General features: G+C 53.6%; 15 protein-coding genes. 7 read left to right on the top strand and 8 right to left on the bottom strand.

The features are described from left to right. Nucleotides 1-43 precede the first annotated feature (43 nt). On the bottom strand, nucleotides 44-358 hold the full coding sequence (locus WCE46_RS01915) for a transcription factor S (protein ID WP_424732009.1): 315 nt from the start codon (nucleotides 356-358) through the stop codon (nucleotides 44-46). Between the two features lie 145 nt (nucleotides 359-503). Here WCE46_RS01915 and artA point away from each other — a divergent pair, with 145 nt between their 5' ends. Beyond that, on the top strand, nucleotides 504-1421 hold the full coding sequence (gene artA, locus WCE46_RS01910) for an archaeosortase A (protein WP_424732013.1): 918 nt from the start codon (nucleotides 504-506) through the stop codon (nucleotides 1419-1421). A gap of 251 nt (nucleotides 1422-1672) precedes the next feature. On the opposite strand, the gene WCE46_RS01905 is transcribed toward artA, so the two are convergent. Next, nucleotides 1673-2305 (bottom strand): CDP-alcohol phosphatidyltransferase family protein, encoded by a 633-nt coding sequence (locus tag WCE46_RS01905; RefSeq protein ID WP_424732008.1) that lies wholly within the window; start codon nucleotides 2303-2305, stop codon nucleotides 1673-1675. A 149-nt stretch (nucleotides 2306-2454) separates the two neighbouring features. Here WCE46_RS01905 and WCE46_RS01900 point away from each other — a divergent pair, with 149 nt between their 5' ends. Then, entirely contained in the window at nucleotides 2455-3135 is a 681-nt protein-coding gene (locus WCE46_RS01900; protein ID WP_424732007.1) for a dihydrofolate reductase family protein, read from the top strand. Between the two features lie 12 nt (nucleotides 3136-3147). Then, complete coding sequence (sppA, locus tag WCE46_RS01895; RefSeq protein WP_424732006.1) at nucleotides 3148-3954, top strand: signal peptide peptidase SppA; 807 nt, start codon at nucleotides 3148-3150, stop codon at nucleotides 3952-3954. Nucleotides 3955-4375: 421 nt separating this feature from the next. Here the strand turns inward: sppA and truD are convergent, their stop codons facing one another. Both truD and pth2 read right to left on the bottom strand, forming a co-directional pair. After that, nucleotides 4376-5647 carry a tRNA pseudouridine(13) synthase TruD gene (gene truD, locus WCE46_RS01890; protein WP_424732005.1) on the bottom strand — a complete coding sequence of 424 codons (1272 nt, stop codon included), beginning with the start codon at nucleotides 5645-5647 and terminating at the stop codon, nucleotides 4376-4378. Further along, complete coding sequence (gene pth2 / locus WCE46_RS01885) at nucleotides 5644-6036, bottom strand: peptidyl-tRNA hydrolase Pth2 (RefSeq protein ID WP_424732004.1); 393 nt, start codon at nucleotides 6034-6036, stop codon at nucleotides 5644-5646. Before pth2 ends, truD begins: the two co-directional genes overlap by 4 nt. 277 nt (nucleotides 6037-6313) lie before the next feature. On the opposite strand from pth2, the gene WCE46_RS01880 reads away from it, so the two are divergent. From WCE46_RS01880 to WCE46_RS01865, 4 genes are all read left to right on the top strand, one after another. Further along, on the top strand, nucleotides 6314-7087 hold the full coding sequence (locus WCE46_RS01880) for a hypothetical protein (protein WP_424732003.1): 774 nt from the start codon (nucleotides 6314-6316) through the stop codon (nucleotides 7085-7087). 41 nt (nucleotides 7088-7128) lie between these two features. Then, nucleotides 7129-7800: a M48 family metallopeptidase gene (locus WCE46_RS01875; protein WP_424732002.1), complete on the top strand. Its 672-nt coding sequence runs from the start codon at nucleotides 7129-7131 to the stop codon at nucleotides 7798-7800. Nucleotides 7801-7912: 112 nt separating this feature from the next. Continuing rightward, nucleotides 7913-9001, top strand: a complete 1089-nt coding sequence (locus WCE46_RS01870) for a glycosyltransferase (protein ID WP_424732001.1) — start codon at nucleotides 7913-7915, stop codon at nucleotides 8999-9001. A gap of 9 nt (nucleotides 9002-9010) precedes the next feature. Further along, nucleotides 9011-9229 carry a hypothetical protein gene (locus tag WCE46_RS01865; RefSeq protein WP_424732000.1) on the top strand — a complete coding sequence of 73 codons (219 nt, stop codon included), beginning with the start codon at nucleotides 9011-9013 and terminating at the stop codon, nucleotides 9227-9229. A 705-nt stretch (nucleotides 9230-9934) separates the two neighbouring features. Here the strand turns inward: WCE46_RS01865 and WCE46_RS01860 are convergent. From WCE46_RS01860 to WCE46_RS01845, 4 genes are all read right to left on the bottom strand, one after another. Then, nucleotides 9935-10609, bottom strand: coding sequence for a CRISPR-associated endonuclease Cas6 (locus WCE46_RS01860; RefSeq protein WP_424731999.1), 675 nt, complete (start codon nucleotides 10607-10609; stop codon nucleotides 9935-9937). A gap of 337 nt (nucleotides 10610-10946) precedes the next feature. Next, on the bottom strand, nucleotides 10947-11078 hold the full coding sequence (locus WCE46_RS01855) for a hypothetical protein (protein ID WP_424731998.1): 132 nt from the start codon (nucleotides 11076-11078) through the stop codon (nucleotides 10947-10949). Nucleotides 11079-11295: 217 nt separating this feature from the next. Continuing rightward, nucleotides 11296-11994, bottom strand: coding sequence for a sulfate/molybdate ABC transporter ATP-binding protein (locus WCE46_RS01850; protein ID WP_424731997.1), 699 nt, complete (start codon nucleotides 11992-11994; stop codon nucleotides 11296-11298). Continuing rightward, the gene (locus WCE46_RS01845; RefSeq protein ID WP_424731996.1) at nucleotides 11987-12811 is read right to left on the bottom strand and encodes an ABC transporter permease; all 825 of its coding nucleotides are present in this window, start codon (nucleotides 12809-12811) and stop codon (nucleotides 11987-11989) included. Before WCE46_RS01845 ends, WCE46_RS01850 begins: the two co-directional genes overlap by 8 nt. Nucleotides 12812-12830: the final 19 nt, after the last annotated feature.

The raw sequence follows: 12830 nt of genomic DNA, 5'->3' as shown, positions 1-12830 counted from the left end.
TTTGAAAAATAGACATTATAGAATTTTAACTTATATCTGAATATTAGTCGTACTGCCGCCACGTGTGCCCGCACTCGGTGCAGCGGAAGAACCGCACCTCGCTCTCATCAGCCGCCCGGAGCTGGCGGAGCCACCAGAATGCAAGATTGTTCTCGCACTTGGGGCACTTGATCTGGATCGTGGGCATCGTTTTGATATTGGTATCTTCATCGTCCACGATGGTAATCTCGTTTTCCGTGCGCTTCTTCTCGCGCGTCATATGTTCACTTGCCTCGATCTTTCTGATATACCCGCACTTACGGCATTTGAGCTGGCCGCCAGTCGATATCAGCATAGTCTTACATTCCGGGCAAAACATCGGATAACAGTATAGGTCATGCTACAAGATTAAACTGATTATCATGGCCTCCCGGCGTGCGTGTACGATTTGACCTCTTCTTGCAGTCGTGCGCAGAGCTGTCATGAGAGAATCCTTTTTTTGATTAAGCGTAAATAGATCTATGATGATCGAGTATCTTGTCCTGATATCCTGTCTTGGATTTCTGGCATTCCTGATACCCGGTCGCCACCGGAACTATGCAGCGATCATCGGCTGGATTTTTATTGTCCTCTTCCTATTTGCCACGCTGCCCGAGTATTTTTCCGAGAACAATTTTCTCTACCCGCTCATGGCAATACTCTCGGTGCCATTCCTGTATATCACGGTAAAACACCTGCTTGCTGACGATATCCGCGTCCACTATCTTACACGGGCTGCGGCCATCGCATTTTTGATCTATTTCCCCTTTGCAATTGACGATTATACCCAGATCAGCGGACTGGGTACCCTGCTTATCAATATGGTCGTAAGCCAGGTTGTCTGGCTGCTCCATCTCTTCAACTACCCGGTGAGCCTCGAGTCATGGAATATTATCGCGCAGCACGGCTTCCGGGTCGAGATCATCCTCGCCTGCACCGGCATCCAGAGTATTGCCATCATGCTCGGGGTCGCCGCGGCGGTACCGACCACGCTCCGGCAGAAGGTGTACACGTTCCTTCTGGTCGCACCCACCATCTACATCCTCAACCTGTTCCGGAACGTCTTTGTGATCATGGCCTACACGAGCCAGTGGTTCCCCTACTATCCGGACATTGCCGGGAACGGTGAGGTCGGGTACGAGAGTTTCTTCTGGGCACACAACGTGATCGCGGAGTTGCTCGCGCTGGTCATCCTGATCATTATCGCGTACTCTCTCTTTACCCTCATCCCCCGTCTCGGGACGTTTGCCGATGAACTGTACCAGTTATATTACGGGGAACTCGTCAGGGGATTTGGCCGGGACAGAGGCAACGGACCGGAGAAGCCGGAACCATCTCCGGAGACGACAAGCGGATCCGGGTTGGTATCTGCAGACCAGCCGGACGAACCGGGAAATCAGTAATACCTTAACTGTGTGCGCCGGTTGGATAACGTGATTCTCCCGAACGGGAGCCGGAGTTACTGAATCGCCCGACAAATATTTTCATAAAAAACACGACAGCACCACTTGTCAGCCGCATGGCATTATTTTGTAAAAGGGAAGGATCGTGCAGCGCCCGCCCGCTTTCTTCAGAGTGCCGGCACCCTGAATAATGTCAAGAGAAAACGATTGAGAAGTTCTTCAGACCCAAAAGAGAGGGGGGTTTTCCTGCATCACGAGAGCGTTTTGTACAGGTACAGGATACGCTGGATCGCCGAAAGGTTCGTGCAGATCGCAATAATGATCACCGAGACCCAGATAAACCCGGTGACGCCCCCGAGGATCAGCACAAGGAATGTCTCGGGACGGCCAAAGAACCCGACGCCTTCCAGCGGGTCGTCAATCTTGCCTTCTACCTTTTCCTTGTACCCGATCTCCGCGTAAACAACCGGCTTGATGAACGTGTTCATTAATGAGCCGGTCATGGCAAGACCGATGATGGCAAAGTCCGCGATCTGCGGGACCGGCAAAAACCCGCTCACAATGGTGATCCCGGAGAGACCGACGCCAAGAATGACAAGGGCATCCACGTACTTGTCCACGATCCAGTCAAAGACCGCACCGAAATTCGTGTGGGAGTTGGTACGGCGTGCGATGCTGCCATCGATAAGGTCGAAGAGAGCAGAGAGCAGCAACACCAGACTGCCTATCAGAAACTGGCGTTCCACAAAGAGGGCCGCAGCGGCGATCCCGGCCACAAGGGCAAGGAACGAACACTGGTTCGGCGTGATACCGCACCGGACAAAGGCCCCTGCAACCGGCTCAAGGTACTGTTTGAACCTTGGCCGGAGGGCGGTAATATTCATATCTCACATGATGGGTACGCGAACCATTAATAGTTGCGGGAAAATGCCGGGCAGATGGTACCTTCAACCTTGAGTGTGTTATTATTACCTGCGGGCAATCATCATATTATTTACATCGCGCGTCAAACCGGAAACAGGGAGATGAACTCATGGCATCAACAACGGCTCGTCCACACGTCTTAATGATGTCCGAGATCACTGCTGATGGCAAGCTTACCTTGAAAAAAGGAGCTTCCAGCAAGATCTTAATGAAGTACATGGCGCATGAGACAGAGATCCTGCTCCACGAGACCCGGGCCGCATACGATGCGATCATGGTCGGCGCAAATACCATACGGATCGACAACTCATTTTTAACCGTCCGGCTTGTGCCCGGCAAAAGCCCGCTCCGGGTTATCCCGTGCAGCATGGCAGACATCCCGCTTGACGCGAACATCCTCGGCTCCGATGCAAAGACCCTCATTGCCGTGTGCGAACAGGCCCCAAAGGACCGTGTCGCAGCAATCAGGGCAAAGGGAGTGAACGTCGTGACCGCCGGAAAGGATCACGTCGAACTGCCCCTCCTTATGCAGATCCTGCACGATGATTTCGGCATAAAAAAACTGATGATCGAAGGGGGCCCGACATTAAACTGGCACATGCTCCATGAAAAACTCGTTGACGAGATCCGGCTCATCCACCTGCCATTTATTGTCGGTGGATCTGATACACCATCCCTTGTGGGCGGAATGCATATCAATTCAGAAGATGAGATGATCCGGCTGAATCTCAAGAAATACTACCTGTGCGGCAGCAACCTCGTTTCCGAGTTTGACGTGCTGTACTCATAAGAGCTTACCCTTATGGAACAAATCCCTGCAACATCCCCGGTGCTTCCCGCACCGGGCCCGGCACCACACAGCGCCGGACTGAAATGGTTCCTGATCATCATCATCGGCCTTATCCTTGTGATTGGGATCTTTATTGCTGCGTTTTATCTTACGAACAATGACCAATCCGGTGTCAGAGTCGTCCGCATGGAAGGGACTCTTTCGACGGGTGATTTCATCAGTGACGACAGTGTCGGGAGCGAATATGTCGGCAACCAGCTGCGGCAGGCGGCTGACGATCCGACGGTTGAGGCCATCGTAATACGGGTTGACAGTCCGGGCGGGACGCCGGCGGCGGCTGAGGAAATTATCGGCGATCTTGAGTACGCAAAAACGAAGAAGCCGGTCGTTATCTCTATGGGCGATATGGCCACATCGGCGGCGTACTACGTCAGCGCCCATGGCGACCGGATCTATGCAGACCCTGACACGTTCACCGGGGCCGTGGGTGTCATCTGGACATTCTCGGATATCAGCGGATATAACAGGGAGCAGGGATACAACGTCTCGATCGTAAAGTCCGGCGCGATGAAGGATATGGGATCGACCTCCCATGCGCTCACTCCTGAAGAGCAGGATTACGCCCAGCAGATCGTAAACGAGAGTTTCGAAAGGTTCATTGACGATGTGACAACACAACGGGTGATTGCACGGTCCGATATCGATAACGGACGGGTAATCCGGGGCGCGGATGCCCTGAAACTCAATCTTGTTGACCAGTTGGGCAACCTCAACGATGCGATTGCCGGTGCAAAAGAACTCGCAGAAGCGCGGAAGTAATTTCATCAGCTTCTTTTTTTTATCGATTGATACACATCTTTTCGCACGTTTTGTACAGTCGCACACACTTGTCCGGGATTTTCTCTTTTGTGATCGCGTATCAATGAAAGTTCCCCTTTAAAAAAAACGGTTCCCATATGAGATTTGCGATGAGTGCCACCGCCTCCGAAGGGGCGCCCCGCGGCGGATCTATGGGGTAGATCATGACAATGGATTAAAAAAATCGTTGCCCCGCCGTGCCTATGAGAGGCCCTGAGGCGGGGAGCCCTCCTGAACGGGATAGTAACATGGAACCTTGAAAAGGGATGTAACTCTTTTTATGTCCGATTCTAATAAGGAGTCAGATTGATTTCCCATCTATAAGCGGTATAGATATTTTCACAAAAAACAGGATATTCCCCGAAACCCTGAAAAACCCGGTTCATATCATCCGGATCGGGTCTACCTTCATGTACTCCCGGCAGACTGTTGTTGCATAATGACCCGGCGGGAGGGTAAATTTCAGGTGCACGTCTGTTCCCTGCACGGAAGCTTCGACTGACGTCTTGAGTACGATCGGGCGCCACGCGCCGTCGAACTTTGTCCCGACAAAAACTGAGGCTTTCCGGAAATCTTCTGCGGTTATCTGCACTTCTGCAAGGATATCCCGTATGGCATTATTGCCGGTGATTACGTCTGTTTCATCTTTGCCCGGCATAAAGAGTGCGATGCTGCACCGGCCCCGGGCAAGGTGGAGCGAGACGGCAGGGATGTTTGCTGCGGTTACCGCATCGGTCCGGCCATTTGCAAATATCAGTCGGTCCCCACAAACGGGATCGGTGAGCGTGTGTCCCTCATGCAGCCGGTGCGAAAGGGCGCGGTTGAACAGGTACGACTGGTACGCGGAGACGAACATCGAGAGGAGTTTTGGTGGCAGCTGCCGGAGCGCACCGGCATAATCGTCCGGGTGGGCATGGAGATACGAGAGCATCGAGCGCTCAAACGACATCTGTACCGGCAGCTCGCGGAGGGCAGTCGCCGTGTCCCGGGTGTCCATGAACGCAGTCCTGACACGCCGGACCTCTTCAGACTCTAAGGGAAATGCCTTACCCACGTAGGTTACTGTCGCCAACTCATAGTCGCCATGCAGGATCAGTTCCCCAACCCGGTGCGTCAGCGGGCGGATGACGCCGAACCGCTGGAGCCCGAAATAGTTGGGCAGGGCCTGCGATGCCGCCTCCGTTACCGTCGCAACCCGGCCGGCCAGATCCTCAGGGTCGGCATCCCGGATGCAGATATCAAAACGGTTTCCTACAAGATCGCCAAGCGAGAGCTGTTCGTTCGACTGTCCGACAGGTTCAAGGATAATATCTTTTAAGTATATCGCGGCGATCTCTTCCGGCGTTACCTTGTAGAGCGAGATAAGCTGCGTGGTCCGTGCGTTCCGGTCTTTTGTCCCGGCCCAGCCGATCCGCCGGTGGCTGATGTTGAGCCGGCGGGCAATCTCCTTTACCGCATGCTGGAGTTCCCAGCTGGTCTTGGTGAGCCGGCAGATCAGGTACGGCCCTGCTGTGCTCCCCTTTCCTTCAAGCGGGATCTCATCAACAAGAAAATCTTCCGGCACCGTGCGAAGCGTCCCGCCGATCCCCGGGGTCCCGGTCGCGTAGTACTGCATCCCGAGCTCGCGTTCGAGCGCAAAAGGACTCTCTTTCATAAGAGCGAGAGCGTCCCGGTGATACGATCGAGGTCTTCCGATTTTGCCGGGCCGAGGCCAAGCGCGGTGATGGTGCCGGGCGGGATCTCGGTCATACCGGCATCCTGGATAAGGGAAGTGGAAATTCCTGCCCGTTCCGCGAGCACCTTGATCTCAAAAAGGGTCCGCTCGGTGTCGGCCTTGAGCACCACTTTTTTCTGCCCTTCTGTCTGCCACGCCTTGCGCAGGGTCTTATCCGCGCTCTCAAATGCCCCGATGGATGCATGGGCTGCCTGGGCGCATTTCTTCCCGCAGCTCATCTTGACATCGTTTCTTAGGATGAGGCACTGTTTGTACCTGAAATGAGGTTCGAATCCGGGTTTATTTTCATTTTGAGGTGGTTTTGGCATCGCAAAATCTCTTTGGTTTGGGCGGAAATTAACCTTATCATGCCGGGAAAAACGGATGCGATTTTTTAATAAAACCCAAAAAAATTCATAGATCTTCCCGGTGGCTGATGTGAGATAACATTTGATTTCAATCCTAGCGATGTGACCGTTAGCCGACGGGAAATGCGAGAAGATCCGGTATGGTCACTCTGGTCACAAGTCACTGGTCACCAGAAACCTCTATGTGATCTCTCACTAAAAAGCAACCATGAAAAGATCTCAATCAAAATCCGGAACGATGCCAAGGAAGGTAGTGGCACCGAGCATTGTCCGGATAATGTTTGCCGACCTCTGCAGGAAATACCCTGCCTTTGATGCGTTCTATTCCGATAATAAAGCCGATATCGATAAAATAAATATTACGTGGGAGATCACAGCAACTGCGAAAAACGAGGGCAATTCGTCACCGGTATTAAATACCATTGTCCTGAAAAAATATCCCAAATCCCCCGAGGACGCGCGGATCGTCGCTCATGAAATCGAGCACCTGCTGATCTGGGAACAGGGATATCCCTACATCATCGCCGATATGCATGCGGATGATGAACTCTACCGCAGGCTTGACCAGTCGGTACAGGTTATCCAGGGAACGGTTTTTGAGCCGATGGTCGAATCAAAACTGAAAAAATATTTTAAAAATGTGTGTCCCGGCAATCACACTTCTGCAATGAAGGGCCTCTCAAAATTAATAGAGAACAAGGAGAAGATCGTCCCTGAACTCAAGGACCCCCGGACTCTCCTGTATTACAGCTGCCTGTATGTCCAGAAACGCCAGATACTTGAAATCACCTGCACGACAGACAAAACAGATGAATACGCCCGCAAATTCGCTATGCATTTTGGCGAGGCTATTCTCCCGTGCGCAGATAAAATTACAGATCTCATCAAAAAGCACACGACCCGAACCCCGGATTCTGTCAGGATGATCCTTTCAGGTATACTCCGGAACGAGAACTGCGCATTTGGCTACCGGTGGCAGGATGAATTCAACCGGTTCGTTATCGACCAGTGATATTTCAGACAACTACATCAGCGCTACAAAAAGAGATCGCCATGGAACCCCTCCGCCCCGACCGGATCATCCGCTCCCGCCGCCGGACCATCTCGCTTGAGATCACAAAAGAAGCGGCGCTTGTTGTACGGGCGCCCATGCGGACACCGGAAACTTACATCCACAGCCTGATTGAGCAGAAGCGCGCGTGGATCGAAAAAAAGATGGCCGAAATAAGGAGCCGCCCGGCTCCCCCGGAACGACGATTTGTCCGGGGCGGGGAGTTCTTGTTTCTCGGGAAGATGTACCCCCTCGAGGTCATCGAAGACAGCGATGCCGGGATCTCCCTTAGCGACCGGTTTTACCTCGGTAAAAAGCGTCTGCCGGAAGTCCGCGGGCTTCTCCAGGCATGGTACGTGGAAAAAGCAGCCGCGATCGTGCCGGTCCGGGTTGCGGGGTTTGCTGCCATTCTCGACTACCGCCCGAAAAAAATCCGGATCTCGGATACGCGGCGGCGCTGGGCCTCGTGCAGCACATCCGGTACGCTCTCCTTCTGCTGGCGGCTGATCATGGCCCCTCCCGAGGTAATCGATTACGTAATCGTCCACGAACTTGTCCATATACGCCAGCCGGATCATTCGAACCGTTTCTGGGAGAAGGTGGGTCAAGCGATGCCGGACTACGAGCGGCACCGGGAGTGGCTGCGCAAAAACGAGCGGATGCTCGATCTCTGACCGGCATCACAAAGATACATGGACATGTGCGGGTCTCCCCGCGATTATTCCGGCAGAGAGACATATCACTCAATATACTTTATTATGCAATGATAATTTAGGGAAGTATTTGATGGCGCACGTGCTGGTATCACCACTGAACTGGGGCCTTGGTCATGCCACGCGTGACATCCCGGTGATCCGGACGCTGCTCGCGCACGGCCACGAAGTGACCATTGCTGCGTGCGGCAGCGCTCTTTCAGTACTCAGGCAGGAATTTCCGGATGCCCGCTCTATCGAGTACCCGGATTACCCGGTTCCGTACAGCTCCGGGCACTTGTTCGTCCCGAAGTTCTGTGCGGCGATGCCCTTCATGCTCAGGGCGGTGGCACAGGAGCATGCAACCCTCGAGGCAATCCTCGCAAAAGACCAGTACGACCTTGTCATCAGCGACAACCGGCTGGGTGTTTTCTCATCAACGGTTCCATCGATCTTTATTTCCCACCAGCTCCACTATCACCTGCCGTTCCTGTTCTGGCCGGCTGAGATCCTTGCCATCCCGGTCAATATGTACCTCCATGAGCGGTACGACCGGATCATCGTGCCCGACAATCCCCCGGGCCCGATCTCCCTTGCCGGCAAGCTCTCCCGGCCCCAGACAGATGTTGCACGCGAACGGGTCTTCTTCTCGGGGATCCTCTCGTCCACCCGGCAGATCGCATGCACGCAGGACCTGGACTACCTGATCGTGATCTCCGGGCCCGAGCCGCAGCGGACGATTCTTGAAAAAATTATTCTTGCAGACCTGAAAAATATTGAGGGCTCTGGTGTCGTGCTGCTCGGTAACCCACAACGACCAAAAGCGACGACCCGGACCGGGGACTGGACCTGCGTGTCGTATGTTTCCACGGAAGAGAAGACCGAGCTGATGAACCGGGCGCAGTGCGTGATCTGCCGTTCGGGATACACGACACTCATGGAACTCGCCGAGCTCGGAAAGAAACGGGCGCTCCTGATCCCGACCCCGGGACAGACCGAGCAGGAATATCTCTCGTGGTACTACGAGCAGAACAGCTGGTATCATTCACAGGAGCAGGACCGGCTGGACCTTGCAGAAGATCTCGGAATGTGCCGGCACTACCGGGGGTTCCCGGCAATGCCAAAGACCGCGGAGAATACAAAACGGCTCTACGATGAACTGCTGGCGGGGTATCTTGAATGAGGTGCGGCCATGGATGATTTGGTAGTGCCGGGCGTTGTCGCCCTCGTCATCTTTTATGCAGGCATTGTACTCGTCGCGTATGGGATCATCAGGCTTGTCATTATGATGGTACAGGCATTTCTTGCCGGCAATTACCTGTTCTTTTTCGGGGTTATCGCTTGTTTTGTGGTAGCGCTCCTCGTGTACGTGGCCGTGGGGTTGTGGCTGCGGAAGACCGGGACGATCTAAAAATGTTGATGGAGAAGTCGGGTGTGCCCGGGGATTTTTGGTGTGATTCCGGTTCACACAAAACCGGCATGCCGTGGTCGTAGGATATTACGGAACCCTTACCGTGTGTGGGCCGGTCATCTTTGACCGGCTGCGCGGCACGTACCCGGTCCCGATTATTCCCCATAAAACTCGCAAAAAACGCCCGTAAAAACGTCTGATCCCCCTGCCCGAAAATCCGTGCCCATATGTACCCTTATTTGCAAAAATACGGCCATATTGAGCCCCATATAATGCCCTTTGGCAGTCCATATTCGCGTTCTGGCAGCGATCATTTTCCTCATCAACAGAAAACCCATCCGGACCCATGATCGGGCTTCAAAACGCGAATACGCGAACGTTATATTTCGCCCGTTTGGCAAAATAAGGCTGATTTGGAGTTATTTTGAAACGGAGCCCGATACGGGCTCCGTTTCTGACGATCAAAGGGTAATCGGAGGCCAGATTGGGGCCGGATTTAACTGAGTCAATCATGGGTTATGGGGGAACATGCCAGGGCCGGGCGAGACTTTTCAGGGACAATAACAGGATAAGTGCCTGGCCGGATGATCCAAGACACACCATCGATTAAAAGAACCGACTCGAGGGAACAATATGTCATCTCATCCTTAAAAGTGCCCGGGTACTCTGCATCCTCGCGAGCCCGCCCGGTCACTGACACCAGATTCAGCTCTTTTTTATCGCCCGGAAAATCCTTCGTACCGCCCCGTACCCCTGCGAGACTGATTTGCCGATCCCGAGATATTCCGGGATCTGGAAATTGGCCTGGAATTTTCCGGTAAACGTCATGACGCTGACACCGTTCTTCCGCTCTTTCTGGAAATGGAAGTTCGTGTCACAGATGATCGGTGCGGGAACCTCATACCCCAGCGATTTTGAAAGTGAGTGGAGGGTGTCGACAAATATCTTCTGCACAAATTCGTCGCGTGCAGGTTTTCCGGTAAGTTTGTAGAACCTCTTGTAGTTCTCCTGAGTGAGCGCGAGCCACGGTGTGGCAAATTCATAGGAATTGCTTGTCTCCGAGATCCCGAACTCTTCATCCCTGATGGAAATGTCATGTTCGGCAACCCGGTACATGTCGGAGCCAAGCAATATTTCCCGGGATTCCCCGGCTAACTCTTTAAGGAACACTGCCCCTTCGTTGATGCCGATCACCGTGGGGAAATTCCTGATCATTTTGCACTGCACGACCGGGTACCGGTGGATGAAGGAGCCCGCCTCCTGCTGGTGGAGTTCGGAGTATTCGGCAAACTTTGTCGCAAAAAATTCCCGCAGTGCCGGCGCAGAGCCGGGAAGCGGGCGGTCCGAGTCAAACGTCAGGGTGACAGTGCGGAGGATCATAGCATCAGGACTTTCCTGTCAATACGGTATCAGGATTGTACCAGATATGATCTTTCATTACATGAAATGGTGCGGATGAAAACTTTCACATTAAAACCTCAATCAGGTGTTATTGCTGGTGCAGGGATGCCATAACCCGATTTTTTTGTACCAGTGCAGTCCTGAAATAATTATTCATCACTCATTGTTCAGGAGATTCTGGACGTTTCATCAACGCACAAACTTAAAAACAATCTTAAAAATGGGACTGTCCGTTCACCGGACACGAATCGATCCCTGCACCGGCGCATCTATCGGGAGGACCGGATCACATCAATGGAATGGAATAAAAAATATGTCAGTTCAATCCCAAGGGAGTTGTCAGCACGATGGCTGCAATAAACAGGGCAGCAAGGATCACGGCCCCGGCAAGGACAAAGAGGAGTCGATGGTCCGATTCTTTCTCATGCGGCAGTTTTTTCTTTTTCATTGCTGTTTCACCTTCATGACTTTGTTGTGCCGGTGCGCCGGAAGATACGGATCACCGAATCCTGATACCGGTGGGAAGCCACCTGCCTTAAGCCTGCCGGTCGGTTAATGTCCCCCGGCACAGGAATGAACATGCCTGGACATTCCGGTGCCGGAAGATGGATGAACGGGCAGATGATCCGATAAAAATGCCTGACCAAAACCGTGCCGATCCCGGTTTACTTGCAATGACAGACTGTGCAGAGCTCCGGCATCCTGCCCGGGATACCTTCCCACTCTTTTCTGCCCTGGCAGATCACACAGGCACGGTCGCCGATCTCCGTGCTGTCGGAAAGCCGGTGCGTCACAAGGATACAGGGGATCTGCATATCTTTGACAAACCGGCGCGTGAGATCTTTTACCGTCTGCGTGCTTTCTGTGTCGAGCGCGGCAAATGGCTCGTCCAGCATAAGAAGACCGGGTTCGATGGCAAGAGCACGGGCAAGTGCAACGCGCTGTTTCTGGCCGCCGGAAAGGTTTTTTGCCCTGACATCGGCAAGGTCTGAAATGTGCATCCGGTCCATCCAGAGCGCGACACGTTCTGTTATCACGGACCGTTGAAGGTGCCGGGTGCGAAGCCCGAATGCGACGTTGTCGCGGACGGTCATATGGGGAAACACAGATGAGTTCTGGAGGACATACCCAATCCGGCGATATTCTGTCGGGACATCGGTGCCATCATCGGTTCTGCAGAGGCATTCGCCCCTCAGGGTGATCGTGGCAGAATCTGGCAGCAGCAGTCCCGCAATAATGTTGAGGGTTGTTGACTTGCCCGAACCGTTCAGGCCCATAAGGGTCATAATCTCCCCGGGTTTCACTCTGATCGTAAGATCGAGAGTGTAGTCACGGAGCCGTTTTACCATCACCGCTTCAAGCACGATCTGCCTCCCTCTTCTGGATCAGGCGTACGGCGATCATGATCCCAAACGAGATTATCACGAGCAGGATCGAGATCGTGAGCCCGGCATTGATGTTGCTGCCCTCCATCCCCACATAGACCGCAAGCGGCATCGTCTGGGTCACCCCGGGCAGGTTGCCGGCAAACATGATCGTCGCGCCAAACTCCCCGAGTGCCCGGCCAAAGGTCATGACTGCACCGGAAACGAGGCCGGTCGCCGTCATGGGAATGGTGACCTGAACCAGAGTCCGCATTGATGAGGCACCGAGTGTCCGTGCGGTCTGCTCATAGGCCGGGTCCAGCTGCTCGAAGAGCGATTTTGCCTGCCGCAGGTAGAACGGGGATGCGACAAAGATCTGGGCCATGATCACCGCAAGCGTGGTAAAGGCAATCGATATCCCGAGCATGTTGAAGTACCTGCCGAGGATCCCGATCCTGCCGTAGAGAACAAGAAGCGCGACCCCCGCTACTGCCGGGGGAAGGACCAAGGGCAGATCAATGAGCGTATCCACGACCACTTTTCCCGGGTACGAGTACTTTGAATGGAAATAGGCAAAAGGGGTCCCGACAAGAATGACCACGGAAAGGGAAATAACCGTCGTAAACAGGCTCAGCCAGAGTGCGCTTGCCACATTCGGATCATGAAGCGTGGCAAAGAACAGATCCGGGGTCATCCGGAGAAAGAGGGCGACGATCGGCAGGGCAAGATAGAGCGTAACCGCTGCGATCAGGACCCCTGCAACAAGATACGTCAGAATGCGCCGGTGATTTTTTGGCAGGAAACGTTGTGGTATCATAGGTTCGTTCCTCTCTCCC

Source organism: Methanoregula sp., assembly GCF_049690535.1.
GTDB lineage: Archaea > Halobacteriota > Methanomicrobia > Methanomicrobiales > Methanospirillaceae > Methanoregula.
This window is presented reverse-complemented; position numbering and strand designations above follow the sequence as displayed.

Excerpts from the sequence above, each read along its gene's own strand:
- WCE46_RS01915 (WP_424732009.1), bottom strand. The coding sequence starts at position 358 with ATGTTTTGCCCGGAATGTAAGACTATGCTGATATCGACTGGCGGCCAG.
- artA (WP_424732013.1), top strand. The coding sequence starts at position 504 with ATGATCGAGTATCTTGTCCTGATATCCTGTCTTGGATTTCTGGCATTC.
- WCE46_RS01905 (WP_424732008.1), bottom strand. The coding sequence starts at position 2,305 with ATGAATATTACCGCCCTCCGGCCAAGGTTCAAACAGTACCTTGAGCCG.
- WCE46_RS01900 (WP_424732007.1), top strand. The coding sequence starts at position 2,455 with ATGGCATCAACAACGGCTCGTCCACACGTCTTAATGATGTCCGAGATC.
- sppA (WP_424732006.1), top strand. The coding sequence starts at position 3,148 with ATGGAACAAATCCCTGCAACATCCCCGGTGCTTCCCGCACCGGGCCCG.
- truD (WP_424732005.1), bottom strand. The coding sequence starts at position 5,647 with ATGAAAGAGAGTCCTTTTGCGCTCGAACGCGAGCTCGGGATGCAGTAC.
- pth2 (WP_424732004.1), bottom strand. The coding sequence starts at position 6,036 with ATGCCAAAACCACCTCAAAATGAAAATAAACCCGGATTCGAACCTCAT.
- WCE46_RS01880 (WP_424732003.1), top strand. The coding sequence starts at position 6,314 with ATGCCAAGGAAGGTAGTGGCACCGAGCATTGTCCGGATAATGTTTGCC.
- WCE46_RS01875 (WP_424732002.1), top strand. The coding sequence starts at position 7,129 with ATGGAACCCCTCCGCCCCGACCGGATCATCCGCTCCCGCCGCCGGACC.
- WCE46_RS01870 (WP_424732001.1), top strand. The coding sequence starts at position 7,913 with ATGGCGCACGTGCTGGTATCACCACTGAACTGGGGCCTTGGTCATGCC.
- WCE46_RS01865 (WP_424732000.1), top strand. The coding sequence starts at position 9,011 with ATGGATGATTTGGTAGTGCCGGGCGTTGTCGCCCTCGTCATCTTTTAT.
- WCE46_RS01860 (WP_424731999.1), bottom strand. The coding sequence starts at position 10,609 with ATGATCCTCCGCACTGTCACCCTGACGTTTGACTCGGACCGCCCGCTT.
- WCE46_RS01855 (WP_424731998.1), bottom strand. The coding sequence starts at position 11,078 with ATGAAAAAGAAAAAACTGCCGCATGAGAAAGAATCGGACCATCGACTC.
- WCE46_RS01845 (WP_424731996.1), bottom strand. The coding sequence starts at position 12,811 with ATGATACCACAACGTTTCCTGCCAAAAAATCACCGGCGCATTCTGACG.